The organism is Desulfosporosinus orientis DSM 765, from assembly GCF_000235605.1.
Taxonomy (GTDB): domain Bacteria; phylum Bacillota; class Desulfitobacteriia; order Desulfitobacteriales; family Desulfitobacteriaceae; genus Desulfosporosinus; species Desulfosporosinus orientis.
Map to the genome: position 1 here is coordinate 2721243 of NC_016584.1, position 18364 is coordinate 2739606.

Consider the following 18364-nt stretch of genomic DNA (forward strand, 5'->3'; position numbering starts at 1 on the left):
TGTAAAAAGAAAACGAGTATGCAGAAAGGTTAATGCTAATGGCACGTAAGTATAACCATTATTGTCCGGTGGCTTTTTCCTTAGAAGTAATGGGGGGCAAATGGTCCCTGACCATCATCCGCGACCTTTTGACAAAGCCCCAGCGATTCAGTGACTTATTGAAGTACTCTGCGAACATTACGCCAAAAGGGCTTACGGAAGCTCTGCGCGAACTGGAGGCGGCGGGTATTATTGAGAGAGAGGACTCGGGTCACCGCGAGGTCTGGTACAGGCTGACGGAAGCGGGAGAGGATCTGCGTCCAGTGGTAGAAGCAATGAAGGAGTGGGGACTTAAACACGCTATGCGCCCACCATTGCCTGGAGAGGTTGTGCACCCTGATCTGGCCATGGGCTTTCTGACGGATTCCCTCAATAAGAAAGCTCGTATGCTGCCCCAGCCGGCAACATGGTTGATGAGTTTTACCCATGGCGGTACTTATGTTTTGTCTTTTGATGGCTGTCGGTGGACAACTCGTTCGGGGGAGGCAGATAATCCTGATGTTAAGGTATTGGTATCCCCAGAACTATGGGCGACGTTTCTTGCCGTCAAACGGAGTGAGCGAGACAAATACATTCACTATTTGCAGCTAATTGGTACCCCGGAACGTATTGAGGAGTTTATGCAGACCTTCGTTATGATGGATAGGTGTAGCAAACCTAAGGAAGCATGATTAAAAATTCGGCGGTTTTAAGGCTGGCTAATCTAGATTAGTTCATCTTAAAACCGCCGAATTTTTAAACTGGAGGGTGTAAGTATTCGAAAACTGCTCTTCCATCACCTTGACATCAAGAGGAAGCAATAATATAATAAATTTAATATATTAGATAATGCTAATATGATAATGCGTTTTGAGGTGAGAAAATGGCGAATATGGGCAACCAACTTATTTCAAATGTCTTTAAAGCTTTGGGTCATCCTACAAGAATCCAAATAATTAAGCTCCTAAGAAAAGGTGAACTGTGCGTTTGTGATATCTTACCTAATCTTGATTCTGAACAATCGAATACTTCTCAGCATCTTACAGTCTTAAAAAATCAAGGAATTGTTGAAAGCAGAAAAGATGGTTCTAAGGTTATCTATTCAATAAAAAACAAGGAAGTTTGCGAAATGATTGACCTCGTCGAAGCAATTATTCTGCGTCAAATAGAAGAAACTAAGACTTTATTATCTAATAAATGAGGTTTCTTTAGGATGCTATAATATCTCAAACTATTGTAATTTGAGGAGGATTGTCATGGATAAGCGAAAAATTATTCTCATACTTGGTTTTGCGGGGTTTGTGGCAATGGCCGATAATTGGGTGGTTTCTCCAATACTTCCATCCATTGCACAGGACTTGAATGTAGATGTTCCCTCAGCGTCAATTATTATTACTGCATATATGCTGCCTTTTGGTCTTTTTCAGTTACTATATGGATATCTTGCAGAGCGCCTTGGAAAGAGACAGGTTATAACAATTTCAATTTCACTGTTTACGATAGCCACTGCACTTTGTGCATTTGCTTTTTCCATTAGTGACCTGGCAGTGTATAGGGCGTTGACTGGAATGTTTGCTGCAGCTGTCATGCCAGTATCTCTTGCACTTATCGGAGACATTTTCCCTATGGAGGAAAGACAGTCAGCTATCGGTTCATTTATGGGAATCTCTTTTCTAGGTCAAGGTCTTAGTATGGCGATTGGTGGTTCAATTGCTCAATTCCTTAATTGGAGAGGAGTCTTTGCTGTTTATGCAGGTCTAGCTGTCATTTCTTCAGTATTGCTGTTTACGATAGGCAGAAAGATACCGTCTGCAAAGAATAAAGAAAGTAAAGCATTAATGCCATACATTAACTTATTAAGGAATCCTTCCAGTCTTATGATTTATGCTTTAGTAGTATTTGAAGGTCTTTTTTTGCTAGGTTCTTTTTCATTTCTCGGAGGTTTTATAAAGACAACATTTAATCTTAATAATTTTGCTGTAGGTATGGTTATGACAGCTTTTGGTATTATGGCCCTGCTTGCCGGTCGAAAATCCGGTACTCTTGCAGCAAAAATAGGTCGTAAGAAAACCGCTGCCATTGGACTAAGTTTTGCCTTTTTAGCAGATATGTTATTGGCTTCTATAGGAGATTTTCTGCCTATTGTAGTAATTGCTGTTGGATTAATGGGGTTTGGTTTCATGATGGCTCATTCTACATTCTTGACGATTGCAACAGAGTTTGCCGCGAAGGCTAGAGGTATAGCCATGTCATTAGTTGCCTTCTGCTTTATGGGGGGTGGCGGAATCGGAACGGCTATTGGCGGACACATTGTCTCCGTATCCAGTTTTGAAAGATTATTTATCGTTTATGGCATTGGACTTATGCTAATAACGGTTAGCACATTCTTTGTGAAGAGTAGTTTCAGGATGAGGGCTCCGTTATAAAGGAGCATTAATTAGGAGAAAGATATGCTGCCTTATAGGATTGGGATACGCTATCCGGTAGTGGGCAACTTGGCTTTTTCTCGGATGAAGGCAGGTGTCGGAAAATGTTTACAATAGTATTGTATGGCCTCGCAGGAGTCCTACTTTTGCTATCGTTAATAAAAGATAAGACCAAAACAAAAAAAGCGCTAACCAAAGCATGGAAATCGTTTGAAAATATCCTTCCTCAGTTCTTATCCATTCTCGTTATTGTGGGGATTATGCTGGCAGCTTTAAGTCCGGAAACAATATCAAAACTTGTCGGTCAACAATCAGGATGGCTTGGAATGCTTATTGCTTCAGTTATTGGTTCAATCACTTTAATCCCTGGTTTTGTCGCCTTTCCACTCGCTTCGGCTTTACTCAACAACGGGGCTGGAATCATGCAGATAGCTGTATTCATTTCTGCGTTAATGATGGTAGGAATTGTTACACTACCCCTTGAAATCAAGTATTTTGGAAAGAAGGCCACAATATTACGAAATTCTTCTGCGTTTGTTTTTTCGTATATTGCCGCGATCGTAATAGGGATGGTGCTGAGATGAAAAAACTATTAAGAAGATATAAATTTCTCTTAGTCCTCTTAATCCTGAATATTCTCCTTGTAGTACTTTATCCATCAATTGGACAAAAATCGGTTGTTATCACTGGAAACAGTTTGCTGGAAATGCTCTCAATTATCCCTCCAATATTTATTCTTCTTGGACTATTGGATGTATGGGTGCAACGAGATACCATGATCAAGTTAATGGGTGAAAAGTCAGGCTTCTTTGGGATTTCACTGGCCTTTTTTCTAGGTTCAGCGGCAGCAGGGCCATTATACGCCGCCTTTCCCATTGCAGGTGTATTATTGAAAAAGGGTAGTAAATTTTCCAATGTACTAGTTTTTATAGGGGCATGGTCTACAACTAAAATACCCTTACTCTTATTTGAGGCTACTTCGATGGGATGGAAATTTATGCTGACACGATTTATCATAGATATTCCAGGTATTGCGTTAATTGCTTATACCACGGATAAGCTTTTAAGCTCAAAAGAAAAGCAGTATATCTATGATAATGCAGTATCAATGGAAAAGCATATTTAAGCTTTAAAAAACAGGGTTTCACCGATAGAGAAGAGTCGTCAAGGCCGTAGTAACGTTAGTATGATGACAAAGGAGATGATCATTTGTTTATTTTTGAATGGTTAAATAATCAATTACTTAAAATGGAGTGGCTTAATAATTTAATAAGGCTTTTGGTAGAAAAGGTTTTTGGATTAAGCATCCAGGATCGATTAGGTGGTAGCATTCATTTCTATATTTATGATGTCATAAAAATCTTCATATTGCTTTCAGTCTTAATCTTTACAATTTCATATATCCAAAGTTTTTTCCCGCCTGAGAGAACAAGAAAGATTTTAGGTAGATACAGTGGAGCTTCAGCAAATATATTAGGTGCTTTACTTGGAACAGTTACACCCTTTTGTTCGTGCTCTTCCATACCGTTGTTTATAGGTTTTACAAGTGCAGGTCTGCCGATTGGTGTGACATTTTCGTTTTTAATATCGTCTCCTCTAGTAGATTTGGCATCGGTTATTTTACTTGCCAGTATCTTTAACTGGAAAATTGCTATAGCCTATGTGGTTGTTGGGATAATCCTTGCGGTTATTGGCGGGACCATTATTAGTAAAGCGAAACTTGATAAATACGTTGAACCGTTTGTTTTCGGTAATAAGGTACTGGATGTCGAACAAGAAGATCTGACGACTCGTCAAAGAATGGAATATGCAAGAGATCAGGTCTTAGATATTATTAAAAAAGTATGGCTATATATTCTCATCGGTGTTGGAATAGGTGCAGCCATTCACAATTGGATTCCTGAAAATATCATTTCAGCCGTGCTTGGCCAGGATAAATGGTATTCGGTTTTGTTAGCCACGCTTGTTGGTGTGCCAATGTATGCGGATATCTTTGGAACCTTGCCCATAGCAGAAGCCTTAGTCATAAAAGGAGTAGGAATTGGCACTGCCTTATCCTTCATGATGGCTGTAACAGCACTTTCACTGCCCTCAATGATCTTGTTAAAGAAAGTCGTGAAGATGAAACTTTTAGTGATTTTTGCGGGGATTGTTACTCTGGGAATTCTTATCATTGGATACTCTTTTAATGCCTTTGGTTATTTATTGATGTAAGCTAAACATCTTTCTATCAAACAGAGAAGGAGGTGTAATGAGATGTCAAAAAGCTTTCAGCAAGTAAGAACTATGGCGGTGTGAGTAAAATTCTAAGAGTTGTTATGGGCACGTTTATTATGTTAATTGCTTTTATATGTTTTATTTGAGATTCTAAAAATAATTAGGGAGTGGATTATTATGATCATCAAAATTTTGGGTTCGGGATGCAAAAATTGTGAGACTTTGAAAGAAAATACCGAGAAAACCTTAAAAGAGACAGGCATAGAAGCGGAAATAATTAAAGTCAATGATCTTAAGGATGTTATGGCTTATGGGGTAATGTCGACCCCTGCCTTAGTTATTGATGAGAAAGTTGTCTCCGTTGGCAAGGTCTTGAAACCGAAGGAAATAGCTAAGATCCTTGAAACTTATAAATAAATGGATAAGATCTCTTGCCGCCGTTAAACGCTAATGCTGATTTGAAAGGGCCGTTGCTCCACGAACTTACCCGTGCGTGAGCAACGGCCCTTTCTTAGAGAGCCGGAGTGTTATACAAGTTTTCTAATAAATTATCTAAAATAGTAGTTCACTTTTATAGGACCGTAATGTATAATATACGTATAATTGCATAAGCGAATATACGTATATTAAGAATGCAACGAGGTGAAGCAATGGAAAAACTGTTGGATGCCTTAAAGGCCCTATCTGACGAAACTCGCTTAAGAATTCTAAACTTATTATTTGAAAAAGAACTCTGCGTTTGCGATATCATGGAAACCTTACAAATTACACAAGCCAAAGCGTCGAGGCACTTAATTTATCTCAAGAATGCCGAATTGGTGAAAGACCGTAAACATGCCCAGTGGGTTTACTATTCGTTGGCTATCGATGAACGGATCAAGTTTATTGATAGCCTGGTTTATGATAATTTGAGGAATTTGGAACTATATCAGAATGACCTGCAAAACCTAAAAGATTGGTTAAAACGCAAGACGTTGAACTGTGATTAGATTTATGGAGGATGATTAAAGTGGAAAAGGTTGAAAAAGCCAGGTTGTCGTTTTTAGACAGATTCTTGACACTATGGATATTTATTGCCATGGCAGCAGGTGTTCTGGGAGGGTATTTCTTTCCTGACTTAGCAGCCTCATTGGCTGAATTCAGCACCGGAACAATCTCCTGGCCAATAGCAATCGGTCTTATCATCATGATGTATCCGCCTCTGGCTAAGGTGAAGTATGAAGAGATCGGAAAAGTTGTAGAAAATAAAAAGATCTTTTCCTTTTCGCTGATCCAAAACTGGATTGTTGGTCCAGTCCTGATGTTTGTGCTGGCTGTCTTGCTGCTTGGAGACAAACCGGGCTTTGCCATTGGTCTTATTATCATAGGCCTGGCTCGGTGTATTGCCATGGTAATTGTATGGAATTCCCTGGCTAAAGGTGATAACGAGTATTGTGCTGCTTTGGTAGCGCTGAACTCTATCTTCCAAATTCTTTTATACACTGTTTATATTTATATCTTTGTAACTCTCTTGCCTAAATGGCTGGGACTTTCCTGGGGAGGCCAGGTCGTAGATGTTTCCATGTGGGAAGTAGCCAAGAGCGTTCTTATTTATTTGGGAATTCCTTTCGCAGCAGGTTTTATGACACGGTTTAGCTTGATAAGAATTAAAACAAAAGAGTGGTACGAAAAGGTATTCATTCCCAAGATATCTCCTTTAGCTCTGATAGCACTCCTTTATACCATCGTCATAATGTTTATAACCAAAGGGGAACAGATTATTAATAATCCCGGAGATGTGATCAGAATTGCCATACCCATGCTCATATACTTCGCCATTATGTTCTTTTTCAGCTTTTATATGTCCATTAGGGGCGGGTTTAGATATGACCAAACGGTAACTCTCGCTTTTACAGCCGCAAGCAATAATTTTGAACTTGCCATAGCAGTAGCCGTGGCTGTCTTCGGGATAGCATCTGATGCAGCTTTCACGGCGGTAATCGGTCCTTTAGTTGAAGTGCCGGTCATGATTGCGTTAGTAAATTCAGCTCTTTTCTTTAAACGGAAGTATTTTAATGAAAATGGCCTGCCTAAGCAGGGCCTTTAAAAGGGGGGCTAATATGACAGCTCAGAGACTAAAGGTCGCCTATATTTGCGTTCATAACTCCTGTCGATCACAGATGGCAGAGGCAATATCCAAGCTAATTGCAGCGGGTGAATTTGAAGCCTATTCGGCGGGAACTGAAACCAAACCACAGATTAATCAGGATGCAGTTGAAGTAATCAAAGAGATCTATGGTGTTGATATGAACTTAACGCAAAAATCAAAATTGCTGGCAGACATTCCTCCTGTCGACGTTGTCATTACCATGGGATGCAACGTGGAATGCCCTTTTCTGCCTTGTAAATACAGAGAGGATTGGGGATTGGATGACCCAACAGGAAAGGATAGGACTGAGTTTATAAAAACTGCACAAATAATCGAGCAAAAGGTCATGGAGCTGAAAAGTAGAATAAACAAATTGTTGTAAACTCTTTACCTATGTTTAAGTAAGGAAGGAAGATTTATTCAGGGGGAAGAGGTATGATCGAGATTGAGGTGTCTGAAAGAAAGGAGTTGTAACATGAAGACATGTCAGTGCTGCGGTTTAGGTATTGAAGAAGACAACGATGTTATTAGCTGTTTTAAGTACAAAACTTTGAACAATCCCCATGAGGAGAAATCCAACTGCCTATATTTTATCGAGAAAATTATTGAGGATGGCGAACCTTTGCCCCCTGTACAACACCTTATTTTAGCAGAACAAGAATTAGGAAAACGAAAAATGAAAGTAAGTATCAATAATGGTTTGAGGATGTAAAAGTTTCTAACATAATTATTAGCTTTTAACCTCCGATGTTAATGGCTTTAGGGTGTTGAGCTTTCTTTTATGGCCGAGCTTTGCCGGCGAACCGGTCTCCTCCAAGAGGCTGAGGATCTGCAGAGCCTTGACCAGTTTGCGGACCTGGATTCATATACTCATGAAGTATAAAAAAATAAAGTGATTAATTTTTTCTGACATTTCACTGAAGGTGTACTTGACATGCTCGGTTTATTTAAGTATTATCATTAATAAATAAACATAATTTTACAGGTGCCCAATGAGGGAGAATAGGGAACCGGGTGTAAGTCCCGGACGGACCCGCCACTGTAAAGGGGAGCTTTGGCCATGACCACTCTGTAAGGAGGAAGGAGGCAAGGAAGCTATGAGCCTGAGTCAGGAGACCTGCCTGTAAAATACTTAGCATCGACTTCGCGTTTAAGTCGATTTAGGTGAGGATGATGGAAAAATCCGCGCTCTATTGAGTTGCGGATTTTTTTGTTTCAAAACCAACCTAACATAATTATTTCTAAGGAGGAGAGGAAAATGTGCCCTTGGGAATTTCATGATAAACCCCGAGATGAATGTGGTGTTTTGGGTATTTATGCTCCAGGAAACAGTGTGTCCCTGAAAGCCTACTATGGTCTCAATGCACTGCAGCATAGGGGAGAGGAAAGTGCCGGTATAGCTGTTTCGGACGGGAAGCAAATTAGAGTGCACAAAAAGATGGGGCTGGTTGCGGAAGTCTTTAATAAAGATATTTTGTCTGCTTTAAAGGGGAATCTGGCAATCGGACATGTAAGGTATTCTACCAGCGGTGACAGTTCGGAGGTAAATGCTCAGCCTTTATTGTATAAAGATGACAAGGGCAGTGTCGCAGTGGCCCATAATGGGAACATAACGAATGCTCGTCAATTAAAAAAGCGGTTGGCCCAAACAAGAACATCCGGTTATACAAACCTGGATAGCGAAATTTTTTTGAGACTTCTTGCCTATTACAGAAATCTCTCGCTGGAGAAACTACTTGAACTCTTTCTGAAGGAAATATCAGGTTCTTATTCGTTGGTAATAATGACAGAAAATAGTCTCATTGGCTTGCGTGACCCTTACGGAATGCGGCCATTATGCCTGGGAAAACTGAAAGAGATGGAATCAGGTTATATACTGGCTTCAGAAACCTGTGCACTTAGGGCTGTAGGTGGAGAGTTAGTCAGGGAAATTGATCCCGGAGAGGGTGTAATTATTGATAAAAACGGGGTTAGTTTCATGCGAAGCTTTCCAGGACGGTGCAGACGTCTGTGTATTTTTGAATACATTTACTTGGCGCGTTCAGACAGTGTGATTGACGGCAGAACCGTGAATTCGGTTCGCAGAGAGTTTGGCAGAGAGTTGGCTAGAGAGCATCCAGTGGCTGGAGACGTGGTAATTTCTATTCCCGAGTCTGGCACGGCAATGGCAATGGGATACGCCGAACAGTGCGGTCTGCCCTTTCGGGAAGGCTTGCTTAGAAACAGGTACATTGGAAGGACTTTCATCAAGCCTGGACAGAAGAACCGGGAATTGGCTGTAAAGATGAAATTTAATGTTATTAGCGATGTAATTCAAGGGCAAAGGGTAGTGGTAGTGGACGATTCGCTTGTACGGGGAACCACCAGCTGTCAAATTGTCCGAATGCTCAGAGAAGCAGGGGCAAAAGAGGTACATCTTCTGGTGGCTTCTCCCCCCTTAAGCTCTCCCTGTTATTATGGCATAGATATTCCGTCAGCTGCTGAGCTCGTTGCTGCCCACCGGACTCTTGAAGAAATCAGGCAATATGTCGGGTCGGACAGCCTGCAATACCTTAGCTTAAAAGGAATGCTTCAAGTTTTGCGGCGGCCTAAGGAGTTTTGCACAGCGTGTTTTGACGGGGTTTATCCTGTTCCGGTTTTTGAGCAGGAAACCGGTTAAAACAGTGACTCTAAGTAAATATGATAACGTTCAGGTGCCCGCGAGGGAGAATAGGGAATCGGGTGTAAGTCCCGGACGGTCCCGCCACTGTAACCGGTAGTCCATCTCATAGCCACCGCTTGTTGTCCGATAGGCAAAGCAGGCGGGAAGGGAGACGCGGACGTTACGCCGGAAGTCAGGAGACCTGCCTGAATTGTTGCGAGCTGTTGTTAGTAAGGCAGCAAGACGGGAACGGTGGAATGTTCACATCTAATTAAGGTGTGGACTTTTTTATTAAGTTTTTAAAAAAAGGGAGGGTATGCAAACAACAGACCTACTGATAGGGGTTATGATTTTGAGTCAATAAAAGGTTATAAGGAGGATAATGATGAGTTTATTAACGAGCGCCTTAGAAGGAACAATTACTCCTGAAATGGAGCAGGTGGCAGCCCGGGAGAAAGTCTCCCCGGAATTTATCAGGCAGGGAGTTGCAGCGGGTACAATTGTCATCCCCGCTAATATCAACCATAAGACTATTATTCCTGTAGGTATTGGCAAGGGGCTGCGGACAAAGGTTAGTGCCAGTATCGGTCTTTACGGCAGTGAAGCTTCAGTTGCTGAAGAAATCGTCAAGGTCAAAACAGCATTGGCAGCAGGTACAGATGCTCTGATGGATCTGAGCGTCAGCGGCGATATCGATACCATGCGGAAAGAAACCTTAAATTCTGTTTCCGTACCGGTTGGAACACTGCCTGTATATCAGGCAATCGCTGAAGCTGGGAAAAAGTACGGTTCGACGGTGAAAATGACTGCCGAGGAAATGTTTGAGGTCATTGAACGGCATGCGGCAGATGGTGTTGACTTTCTGGCCTTACACTGTGCAACGACCATGGATGTTGTGGAACGAGCCAAGAGAGAAGGCCGCATTGATCCGCTGGTAAGTTACGGAGGTGCTCACTTAATCGGTTGGATGATCGCCAATCAATGTGAAAATCCCCTTTATGAACAATATGACCGGGTATTGGAAATTGCCCGGAAATATAACGTTACTCTCAGCCTGGCTGATGGGATGAGGCCGGGATGTCTGGCTGATTCCTTGGATGGAGCCCAGGTTCAGGAATTGGTTATCCTGGGCGAACTGGTCAGACGGGCCAGGGAGGCGGGAGTCCAAATCATGATTAAAGGACCTGGACATATGCCCCTTGACCATGTGAAGGCGACGGTTACTTTGCAGAAGAGCCTTTGCCAGGGAGCACCATATTTTGTGTTCGGGCCATTGCTGACGGATATTGCCGCCGGGTATGACCATATTAATGCAGCGATAGGGGGCGCACTAAGCGCCTGGGCCGGGGCGGAATTGCTTTGTTATGTTACTCCGGCAGAACATATCGGCGTACCCAGTGCTGATCAGGTGCGGGAGGGAGTCATAGCCGCCCGGATCGCTGCCCATGCCGGCGATCTGGCCAAAGGGAGCCAAGAAGCCTGGCAATGGGATTTGGAAATGTCTATGGCCCGCAAGAAACTGGACTGGAAAAGACAGTTGGAACTGGCCATTGATCCGCCCAGAGCGGAAGAGATCAGGAAAACCCGCAACAGCGGGGAATCCACGGCTTGCGCCATGTGCGGCAAGTATTGCGCTATGGAAATTGTCGCTAAGTATCTGAACACAACCAAGCATAGCTGTTAAGAAGGGAAAGGTGGTTAATATGACACAGGTATTAAAAGCCCGGGCCGGGATCATTACCGAGGAAATGGAAGCGGTGGCGGCCGATGAGAATCTTGATGTGGAATTTATTCGGCGGGGAATTGCCGAAGGGAAAATAGTTATTCCCAGAAACAAAGTCCGCAAGGAATTTAAATACTGTGGCATCGGGGAAGGCTTAAGGATTAAGGTTAATGCCCTGATTGGAACTTCCAGCGACCGTGATGACATGGAAATGGAAGCCCGCAAGCTGGCCATTGCCGAAGAAGCCGGCTGCGATAGCTTTATGGATTTAAGTACGGGAAAAGATATTGACGGTATGAGGAAGCAATCCTTGTCTCTGGCGCATGTTGCTGTGGGCAGCACCATGATTTATCAGGCAGGTATTGAGGCGATTGCCAAATACGGCAGTGTTGTCAATATGAGAGAAGAGGATATTTTTGAGGTTATTGAAAGACAAGCGGCCGATGGGTTGGATTTTATGGCGATTCATTGTGCTCTGAATATGGACGTTATCAAAAGAATGCAGGCTACAGGACGGGTAACGGACGTGGTCAGCCGGGGCGGGGCTTTCCTCACTGGCTGGATGCTGCACAATCAGAAGGAAAATCCCCTGTACGAAAAATTTGACCGGGTGCTGGAAATATTAAAGGCTTATGACGTTACCTTAAGCCTGGGCGATGCCATCCGGCCCGGCAGTATTGCCGATTCCTTGGATGGTGCGCAGCTGCAGGGAATGATCATCCAAGGGGAACTTACCAGGAGAGCCCAAGAGGCCGGTGTTCAGGTCATGGTGGAAGGACCAGGTCATGTTCCCCTGAATCATGTTGATGCAACTATGCGTGTACAAAAAAGGCTATGCAACAATGCCCCCTATTATATCCTGGGCACTTTGGCGACAGATGTAACGCCAGGCTATGATCACATCAGCGGGGCCATCGGCGGGGCGTTGATCGGAGCCTGTGGCGCGGATTTCCTCTGCTATCTGACGCCTGCCGAACACTTGGGGTTACCGACTGAGGAAGACGTCAAAACCGGAGTGATCACGACCAGAATGGCGGCTCATATTGCTGATATCGCCAAAGGCAATAAACAGGCTTGGGCCAGAGATCTGGAAATGGCTAAGGCCCGTGTTGCATTGAACCTGGACAGGCAGATTAAAGCGGCTCTTTATCCTGAACAATTGAAGGCAGCCGCGGCAACTGCCGGTGATGATCACGGTTGTGTTGTCTGCGGGACCGGATGTACCGCCCAGGTTGCAGCCGAATATTTTGGGATTGGGTAAAGAGGCAGGTATGATTAGAAAACGTTTAGCTTTTTAAAACAATATCCCCAGTTAAATGGCGCCCAGTACCTGGAGGATTTGGCTACGGGTTACTGGTACTCCGAGGCTCTTTTTACCGCGGTGGAATTGGGGATATTCACCTTGTTGGAGCCGGAGGGAAAACCTTTAGAAGAGATCGCCGGAATTTTAAAGTTAGAACCGGAAGGACTGCGGCGTTTCTTTCAAGCCCTCAAGGTTTTGCCCCCCGGACAGCCTTTCTGCCGGAAAGACCAGGGAGATGCTCCGGGACTACAGGGATTGCCTGCTCATCGAAGGGGCACCGCCTACCGGTGAATTTCAGCGGCTAATCCTGAAGGCGGAACGGGAGGCCTTTGTGGCAGGTTACTATAAAGCCTTTGCTCTCTGGGCGTTTGGCAGACCGGAATGCGAAAGCGTGAAACACAACAGCTGATGATTAAAAAAATTCGGCGGTTTTGAATTGACTAATCTAGATTAGTCAAACATCAAAACCGCCGAATTTTTAAACTTAAGAAATCGAAATCCAAAAATATATTGATGTTTTTCGATTTGAAGCCTATAATATAACATATCGAAAATATTAGATTTGAGGTATTGAAATGAACACACAAAATCAATACGAAAGGTACGCTAAAATATTTAAGGCCTTTTCCGATGCGAATCGCCTAATGATCATTGAAATGTTGCAAAGGGGTGAAAGGTGCGCTTGCGAAATTTTGGAAGGCATGCATATAGGACAATCCACTTTATCACACCATATGAAAATACTTATGGAATCCGGGATTGTCTCAGGCCGCCCGGAGGGAAAGTGGATGTACTATTCATTAAGTAAGGAGGGCTGCGCAGCAGCCAAAAACCTTCTTCATGAACTAACAACGTTAAAGAAAAACCTGCCTGAGGCAGAGAGCAAATGTAAGTGCTAATTTAGAAAAGGAGCAGGATGTATGTTGGACATCACCATGAGCAGAGAAATTAAGATCACACCAACTTCAAGTCAGCTGACAGCTCAGGATATTAGAGGAACCTGGAAGGCCCGCTGGGGGATCGGCCGAATGAATTACAAAGTAGAGCCCGGTCTTTACCGGTTAGGTAATCCTGATCCCAATGCTCCCGTACTGGTCACAGCCAATTATAAAATGACCTTTGATGCCCTGAGAAAAGAGTTAACGGATTTAGATGCCTGGATTCTGGTACTGGATACAAAGGGAGTCAATGTTTGGTGCGCCGCCGGTAAGGGAACCTTCGGTACTACTGAACTTATAAATCGACTTGCCGTTGTCCAGCTTGAAAAAGTGGTATCCCATAGACTGTTGATATTACCCCAATTAGGTGCCCCGGGAGTAAGTGCTCATGAGGTATTAAAGTTTTCCGGTTTTAAAGTTCTCTATGGACCAGTAAGAGCAAAGGATATTAAAGAGTTTATTCGTTCCGGAATGAAGGCCACCGGTGACATGAGAAAGGTTAAGTTTAATACTTATGATCGCATTGTGTTGACTCCGGTAGAGCTGGTAATTACCTTCAAAAAGTCTTTTGTGATTTTTGGGGTACTCTTTTTGCTGAATCTTATGGGAATAGGTCCTTTTGGTTTAGTGGATTTCTATTCATATCTGGGCGCAGTGATTATAGGATGCGTGTTAACTCCCGTATTGCTGCCTTGGATTCCCGGCAGGGCCTTCGCTTGGAAAGGCTGGCTGTTAGGATTTATTTGGGCTGTATTGGTTAATTTTCTCAATGGATGGCCTGCTGCACCTGAATATAGTTTATTAAGGGCTCTGGGTTATATGTTGATTTTGCCTTCAGTATCAGCTTACCTGGCTATGAATTTTACAGGCTCTTCAACCTATACCTCCTTTTCCGGAGTTTTGAAAGAGATGAAGATCGCCATTCCCGGGATTATTATTTCCCTTGTTTTAGGTGCTGTTTTAATTCTAATCAATAGCTTTATTTAAAGCTTCAGAGGAGGGTAAGCGATGAAACATAAGTACTTGAAAAATGTCTCTACCTTAAAAATGGAGTCTGATAAATGCACAGGATGCGGAAAGTGTCTGGAAGTTTGCCCCCATCATGTGTTTGTCATGAGGGAAGGCAAATCCATAATTGCAGATAAGGACAGCTGTATTGAATGCGGTGCCTGTGTTAAGAACTGTCCCTTTAAAGCATTGGAGGTTAATCCCGGAGTCGGGTGTGCTGCTGCAATTATTAAGGGATGGTTAACTGGAACTGAGCCAAGCTGCGATTGCTCAGATGGCAGTTGTTGCTGATTTCAGACAGAAATTGTCAGATTTGCTATATTGAAAAAATTCTTTTCTGTTTATAGAACCATTTATAGATTACCATTACCATATAGATTACTAAAGACATGCTAATCCATGTCCAATACCATTTCCATGCATGATATTTAATAATCATAGTATATCTTTCTATGATAAACTCAATTAATGTAAATGCAGAAATGATGGCTGCAAAATATAGTATTCTGACCTTAAATTGTTTATGGTTTGGATAATTAAGGATAAAATAAATAACAATAATCGGAAGCATAAGAAATTCAAAGAGAAAGCTTGTTGCGTTGGCCTTCGAGAATTCCCGCACGGGATACTCAAGCCAGCCATATTGTACAACAATTAAGCCTAAAATCCATGAAAAAAATTGTGTTGTCAAAAAAATAAACGCAGCTCTATCCAATTTTTTGCGGGGAATGAAAAATAGAGCAAAAAAGCAACTAATCCATGCGCCTGTCAGCAGAATACTCTCAATAGAATAGATGACAATCATCCTCCTATCGATAAATTGGATTTTTTGGAAAACCATACAATAAATCCATGAGAAATGTAATAATAAGCGAAAAAGGTAATATATGAACGAGTCGTCTGAGAAAACAGTGTCCCTGCTAGAGGGTTTTCTAATGCTGTATAAATTGTTGTAAAATTAATAAACCATACTGAAAATGAGACAAATATAAAATAATGTAGAAACCTCTTGGTTAAGCATGCTTTGCTAGGATACATGATAACGAACCAGACAAAGATCATGGGATAAAATAAGTAGTTAGTGGTAAAACCAACTTGTGTTGCTTGCGTAAACTCTCTCACGGGAAACTCGATTTTGCCAAATTGAACAAGTAGTATAGTACCAGGCCACGTGAATGCTTGAAATATTAAAAAACTTACTAGTGCTTGCCTATACTTTTCTTTTGGTATATAGAATAATGATGCAAGTGAAATTGCAGTGATTGAAAACAAGATGAAACGTTCGATCGTCAATGGTACGCACTTCCTAAATACTATTATTAGTAGTATGTCTTCTGATTAAGAACTAGATTCGAAATCTGCGGACCTAAGAGAAGGGAGCCACCTTTTCAGCTCCCGCTCAAGCCCAGGTCTAAGGCAAAGATTACCGGGCTTAAACCTGAACTGGTTGCGGAAATTAAATTTGCCGAATGGACCGCAAATAATCTGTTAATGCAATTTGATTAGATGCTTATTTATTGTTTCATATTAATTATTTCCTTGCGGTCGGCGGCAAGAGGAATTTCTTCCATCCATCCTTTTTTAATCAATAACTCTATGCCGTCTTTCCAATATGAATGGACATCGTAAATCGACTTAACGAAATCCCCAGCTAAGTCCATTCTATTGCAGTGAGTTAATGCAAAGCCATTAGCTGCAACAGATAAAGTCAGCATCGAAATGAAGTGGAACAACATTAGCTTATCGGAAAATGGAGATTCCGAGGAATCTGTTACTTCACCTCGCCAACTTGGTGGCATAGGCTGATCCTCATCGTCTAGGACTTTACTCCACTTATTCACTTCTTTGTCTAAAACATCATGCCCCTTGGAGAAATAGTCTTTTACCTTGTGATCTTTGGCAACTTGTGTAAATCCCAAAAGAATTGCCCGTTCAGCTAATTTTGTTTCCATCCGCTCAAACACATGTGATAACTCTAACACATTAATCGATCGTTTTTTTCCTAATCCCCCCCCAAACCAACTATCGTCGGACACATAATTAACTCTGTCGGGGACGGGGATGTAGGGAGCCTTAACGGCAAGGCCTTTGATGGCTAAAAGGTCTTCGGTTTTGTTCAAAAACTTCCTTACTTCCACTGTAGCACTGTTAACATAGGCTCTAATATCCGGACGAGAAACCAAAGGCAATACATGGCCTAATTTAACCAAGCCATATTTATTGACAACTCTTAGATAGGATAACATCAAAGCATCGGAGAATAAGCGTTTGGCATTGGGTTCAACATCCTCGTCGCTAAAACCGTGGGGAATTGGAAATCCTGCTGAGTTAAATATATTACTTATGGTGTCAAGCTGGGGTACTGCCAAATTTTTTGCTTCGTTAAGCAGTGCCTTAATTTCCGGGTCCTGGGCCGTTGTATAGAAATATTCCAGGATGTATCTAATGGAACTGTTAGCCAAATACAAAATCCAAAGTTGACTCATTTCCCAAGACGAGAGCCTCTCATCGAATGGAAATTCTTTATTCACATTTGGGGCAGGTGCGTTTTGTTGGCCAAGTCCTTGATAAAATGTTTCCATATGCCCTCCTAGATTTTTAGTATTCAATAACGTAGAAATTTACTTATCATAAATTAACGATATTATCTTAGTGGTTTAACCCGCTAATTTTGTTTCGATCAGGTGCTAGAGGTATTTCTTCTATCCACCTGTTTTTAATCATTAATTCCAGGCCCTTTTTATTAAAGGTTATAAGGTCCAATGTGGCCTTGCCAAAGTTATTAATTAAATCTGTTCTGAAACTATTAGCTAAGCCGAATACATTTGCTGTAATTGAGATCCCAAGTATCAGAAGGTAGTGAAATAACATAAGCTTATCAGAATACGGGGACTCTGTGGAGTCGGTTACATCTCCTCTCCAACTGGCTGGCAGCGGCAAATCTTCATCATTCAGAACTTTGCTCCACCTATCTATTTCTTTGCTTAAAATATCTTTGGCTTCAGTGAAAAACGTTTTTAGCTGGGGATCCGTGGCAACTTGAATATAGCCTAAAAGAATTGCCCGTTCAGCTAACTTTGTTTCCAATCGGTCAAATACATGGGTAAGCTCTACCACATTAATTGGCCGCTTTCTGCCAAGTAAGCCTCCAAACACATTGTCAGCATCAGACAGATAATTAACCCTATCAGGGACTGGTGTATAGGGTGGTTTTGAAGTAATCCCTTTTTTAGTCAAGGTGTCTTCAACTTTGTTCAAAAGGTTCTGAGCGTTTTCGTATGCACTATTCGCGTAGGCTCTGATATCCGGACGAGTGACTAGAGGCAAAACGTGTCCTAATTTAACCAAGCCGAATTTGTTTAGAGTTTTTAAATAGGTTAACATCAAACCGTCTGAGTACAAGCGTTTGGCATTGGGTTTGACATCCTCATCGCTAAAACCATGAGGAATCGGAAATCCAACTGAGTTAAATATCTTACCTATGGTGTCAAGCTGGGGTATCGTCATATTAAATGCGTCGTCAAGCACGGTTTTAATTTCCGGGTCCTGGGCTGTTGCCACGAAATATTGGAGAATGCATTTCATTGAACTGTTGGCCTCATAAACTACCCAAAGTTGACTCATTTCCCAGGACGAGAGCCTCTCGTCAAAGGGGAATTGTTTCATGTTTGCGGGTGCAGGATTTGCTTGTTCAAATCCCGGTTGGAATGTTTCCATATTGTCCTCCTTAACGTGTTATTAACGCTAAAACAATAAGAAGAAAAGTCATTTCTGTACATAGAATTTCTAAGAATGCTGATTAATATTCCTCACTATTATTTTATTAATTAATATAGTGCAGAAGCCTGAACCAAAACTGTTATGCCGATCCCTATTTCTCCTGCAAGAAGCCGGGCGATAGGGGCTTTTTTTATACTTTCCATGAAAAACTATTGTTTAGCCAAGATACTTTTAATATAATA

Annotated in this window: 22 protein-coding genes and 2 riboswitches; of the genes, 18 read left to right on the top strand and 4 right to left on the bottom strand. The window is 42.1% G+C overall.

Annotation, left to right across the window (positions count from 1 at the left end; translation table 11 throughout):
• Window positions 1-38: 38 nt before the first annotated feature.
• The 18 genes from DESOR_RS27420 (at window position 39) to hgcB (ending at window position 14693) form a co-directional block, all read left to right on the top strand.
• Window positions 39-710: a winged helix-turn-helix transcriptional regulator gene (locus DESOR_RS27420; RefSeq protein ID WP_014184991.1), complete on the top strand. Its 672-nt coding sequence runs from the start codon at window positions 39-41 to the stop codon at window positions 708-710.
• Window positions 711-901: 191 nt separating this feature from the next.
• Entirely contained in the window at window positions 902-1219 is a 318-nt protein-coding gene (locus tag DESOR_RS12710) for an ArsR/SmtB family transcription factor (protein ID WP_014184992.1), read from the top strand.
• A 55-nt stretch (window positions 1220-1274) separates the two neighbouring features.
• Complete coding sequence (locus tag DESOR_RS12715) at window positions 1275-2444, top strand: MFS transporter (RefSeq protein ID WP_014184993.1); 1170 nt, start codon at window positions 1275-1277, stop codon at window positions 2442-2444.
• A gap of 104 nt (window positions 2445-2548) precedes the next feature.
• Window positions 2549-3028, top strand: coding sequence for a permease (locus DESOR_RS12720; protein ID WP_042331175.1), 480 nt, complete (start codon window positions 2549-2551; stop codon window positions 3026-3028).
• Window positions 3025-3570, top strand: coding sequence for a permease (locus DESOR_RS12725; protein ID WP_014184996.1), 546 nt, complete (start codon window positions 3025-3027; stop codon window positions 3568-3570). Before DESOR_RS12720 ends, DESOR_RS12725 begins: the two co-directional genes overlap by 4 nt.
• Window positions 3571-3653: 83 nt before the next feature.
• Complete coding sequence (locus DESOR_RS12730) at window positions 3654-4658, top strand: permease (RefSeq protein ID WP_014184997.1); 1005 nt, start codon at window positions 3654-3656, stop codon at window positions 4656-4658.
• A gap of 180 nt (window positions 4659-4838) precedes the next feature.
• Window positions 4839-5078 (top strand): thioredoxin family protein, encoded by a 240-nt coding sequence (locus DESOR_RS12735; protein ID WP_014184998.1) that lies wholly within the window; start codon window positions 4839-4841, stop codon window positions 5076-5078.
• A gap of 233 nt (window positions 5079-5311) precedes the next feature.
• Entirely contained in the window at window positions 5312-5650 is a 339-nt protein-coding gene (locus DESOR_RS12740) for an ArsR/SmtB family transcription factor (RefSeq protein ID WP_014184999.1), read from the top strand.
• Window positions 5651-5661: 11 nt separating this feature from the next.
• Window positions 5662-6747, top strand: coding sequence for an ACR3 family arsenite efflux transporter (gene arsB / locus DESOR_RS12745; protein ID WP_042331178.1), 1086 nt, complete (start codon window positions 5662-5664; stop codon window positions 6745-6747).
• A gap of 13 nt (window positions 6748-6760) precedes the next feature.
• On the top strand, window positions 6761-7171 hold the full coding sequence (locus DESOR_RS12750; RefSeq protein ID WP_014185001.1) for an arsenate reductase ArsC: 411 nt from the start codon (window positions 6761-6763) through the stop codon (window positions 7169-7171).
• Window positions 7172-7264: 93 nt separating this feature from the next.
• Window positions 7265-7501 (top strand): hypothetical protein, encoded by a 237-nt coding sequence (locus DESOR_RS12755; protein ID WP_014185002.1) that lies wholly within the window; start codon window positions 7265-7267, stop codon window positions 7499-7501.
• A gap of 254 nt (window positions 7502-7755) precedes the next feature.
• Window positions 7756-7928: riboswitch (cobalamin riboswitch) on the top strand.
• A 119-nt stretch (window positions 7929-8047) separates the two neighbouring features.
• Window positions 8048-9448 (top strand): amidophosphoribosyltransferase, encoded by a 1401-nt coding sequence (gene purF, locus DESOR_RS12760; RefSeq protein WP_014185003.1) that lies wholly within the window; start codon window positions 8048-8050, stop codon window positions 9446-9448.
• 16 nt (window positions 9449-9464) lie between these two features.
• Window positions 9465-9654: riboswitch (cobalamin riboswitch) on the top strand.
• 161 nt (window positions 9655-9815) lie between these two features.
• On the top strand, window positions 9816-11114 hold the full coding sequence (thiC, locus tag DESOR_RS12765; protein WP_014185004.1) for a phosphomethylpyrimidine synthase ThiC: 1299 nt from the start codon (window positions 9816-9818) through the stop codon (window positions 11112-11114).
• Between the two features lie 19 nt (window positions 11115-11133).
• Window positions 11134-12414: a B12 lower ligand biosynthesis ThiC-like protein BzaB gene (gene bzaB / locus DESOR_RS12770; protein ID WP_014185005.1), complete on the top strand. Its 1281-nt coding sequence runs from the start codon at window positions 11134-11136 to the stop codon at window positions 12412-12414.
• A 78-nt stretch (window positions 12415-12492) separates the two neighbouring features.
• The gene (locus DESOR_RS30625; RefSeq protein ID WP_042331184.1) at window positions 12493-12747 is read left to right on the top strand and encodes a methyltransferase family protein; all 255 of its coding nucleotides are present in this window, start codon (window positions 12493-12495) and stop codon (window positions 12745-12747) included.
• Window positions 12748-13031: 284 nt separating this feature from the next.
• Window positions 13032-13355 carry an ArsR/SmtB family transcription factor gene (locus DESOR_RS12780; protein ID WP_014185006.1) on the top strand — a complete coding sequence of 108 codons (324 nt, stop codon included), beginning with the start codon at window positions 13032-13034 and terminating at the stop codon, window positions 13353-13355.
• A gap of 36 nt (window positions 13356-13391) precedes the next feature.
• On the top strand, window positions 13392-14381 hold the full coding sequence (gene hgcA / locus DESOR_RS12785) for a mercury methylation corrinoid protein HgcA (protein WP_345788343.1): 990 nt from the start codon (window positions 13392-13394) through the stop codon (window positions 14379-14381).
• A gap of 21 nt (window positions 14382-14402) precedes the next feature.
• On the top strand, window positions 14403-14693 hold the full coding sequence (gene hgcB, locus DESOR_RS12790) for a mercury methylation ferredoxin HgcB (RefSeq protein WP_014185008.1): 291 nt from the start codon (window positions 14403-14405) through the stop codon (window positions 14691-14693).
• Between the two features lie 25 nt (window positions 14694-14718).
• Here the strand turns inward: hgcB and DESOR_RS30630 are convergent, their stop codons facing one another.
• From DESOR_RS30630 to DESOR_RS12810, 4 genes are all read right to left on the bottom strand, one after another.
• Window positions 14719-15243, bottom strand: a complete 525-nt coding sequence (locus DESOR_RS30630; protein WP_345788334.1) for a CBO0543 family protein — start codon at window positions 15241-15243, stop codon at window positions 14719-14721.
• Window positions 15204-15695 (bottom strand): CBO0543 family protein, encoded by a 492-nt coding sequence (locus DESOR_RS30990; RefSeq protein ID WP_014185010.1) that lies wholly within the window; start codon window positions 15693-15695, stop codon window positions 15204-15206. Before DESOR_RS30990 ends, DESOR_RS30630 begins: the two co-directional genes overlap by 40 nt.
• Window positions 15696-15916: 221 nt before the next feature.
• Entirely contained in the window at window positions 15917-16984 is a 1068-nt protein-coding gene (locus tag DESOR_RS12805; protein WP_014185011.1) for a DUF3231 family protein, read from the bottom strand.
• A 67-nt stretch (window positions 16985-17051) separates the two neighbouring features.
• Window positions 17052-18119, bottom strand: coding sequence for a DUF3231 family protein (locus tag DESOR_RS12810; protein ID WP_014185012.1), 1068 nt, complete (start codon window positions 18117-18119; stop codon window positions 17052-17054).
• Between the last annotated feature and the right edge of the window lie 245 nt (window positions 18120-18364).

Excerpts from the sequence above, each read along its gene's own strand:
- DESOR_RS27420 (WP_014184991.1), top strand. The coding sequence starts at position 39 with ATGGCACGTAAGTATAACCATTATTGTCCGGTGGCTTTTTCCTTAGAA.
- DESOR_RS12710 (WP_014184992.1), top strand. The coding sequence starts at position 902 with ATGGCGAATATGGGCAACCAACTTATTTCAAATGTCTTTAAAGCTTTG.
- DESOR_RS12715 (WP_014184993.1), top strand. The coding sequence starts at position 1,275 with ATGGATAAGCGAAAAATTATTCTCATACTTGGTTTTGCGGGGTTTGTG.
- DESOR_RS12720 (WP_042331175.1), top strand. The coding sequence starts at position 2,549 with ATGTTTACAATAGTATTGTATGGCCTCGCAGGAGTCCTACTTTTGCTA.
- DESOR_RS12725 (WP_014184996.1), top strand. The coding sequence starts at position 3,025 with ATGAAAAAACTATTAAGAAGATATAAATTTCTCTTAGTCCTCTTAATC.
- DESOR_RS12735 (WP_014184998.1), top strand. The coding sequence starts at position 4,839 with ATGATCATCAAAATTTTGGGTTCGGGATGCAAAAATTGTGAGACTTTG.
- DESOR_RS12740 (WP_014184999.1), top strand. The coding sequence starts at position 5,312 with ATGGAAAAACTGTTGGATGCCTTAAAGGCCCTATCTGACGAAACTCGC.
- arsB (WP_042331178.1), top strand. The coding sequence starts at position 5,662 with ATGATTAAAGTGGAAAAGGTTGAAAAAGCCAGGTTGTCGTTTTTAGAC.
- DESOR_RS12750 (WP_014185001.1), top strand. The coding sequence starts at position 6,761 with ATGACAGCTCAGAGACTAAAGGTCGCCTATATTTGCGTTCATAACTCC.
- DESOR_RS12755 (WP_014185002.1), top strand. The coding sequence starts at position 7,265 with ATGAAGACATGTCAGTGCTGCGGTTTAGGTATTGAAGAAGACAACGAT.
- purF (WP_014185003.1), top strand. The coding sequence starts at position 8,048 with ATGTGCCCTTGGGAATTTCATGATAAACCCCGAGATGAATGTGGTGTT.
- thiC (WP_014185004.1), top strand. The coding sequence starts at position 9,816 with ATGAGTTTATTAACGAGCGCCTTAGAAGGAACAATTACTCCTGAAATG.
- bzaB (WP_014185005.1), top strand. The coding sequence starts at position 11,134 with ATGACACAGGTATTAAAAGCCCGGGCCGGGATCATTACCGAGGAAATG.
- DESOR_RS12780 (WP_014185006.1), top strand. The coding sequence starts at position 13,032 with ATGAACACACAAAATCAATACGAAAGGTACGCTAAAATATTTAAGGCC.
- hgcA (WP_345788343.1), top strand. The coding sequence starts at position 13,392 with ATGAGCAGAGAAATTAAGATCACACCAACTTCAAGTCAGCTGACAGCT.
- hgcB (WP_014185008.1), top strand. The coding sequence starts at position 14,403 with ATGAAACATAAGTACTTGAAAAATGTCTCTACCTTAAAAATGGAGTCT.
- DESOR_RS30630 (WP_345788334.1), bottom strand. The coding sequence starts at position 15,243 with ATGGTTTTCCAAAAAATCCAATTTATCGATAGGAGGATGATTGTCATC.
- DESOR_RS12805 (WP_014185011.1), bottom strand. The coding sequence starts at position 16,984 with ATGGAAACATTTTATCAAGGACTTGGCCAACAAAACGCACCTGCCCCA.
- DESOR_RS12810 (WP_014185012.1), bottom strand. The coding sequence starts at position 18,119 with ATGGAAACATTCCAACCGGGATTTGAACAAGCAAATCCTGCACCCGCA.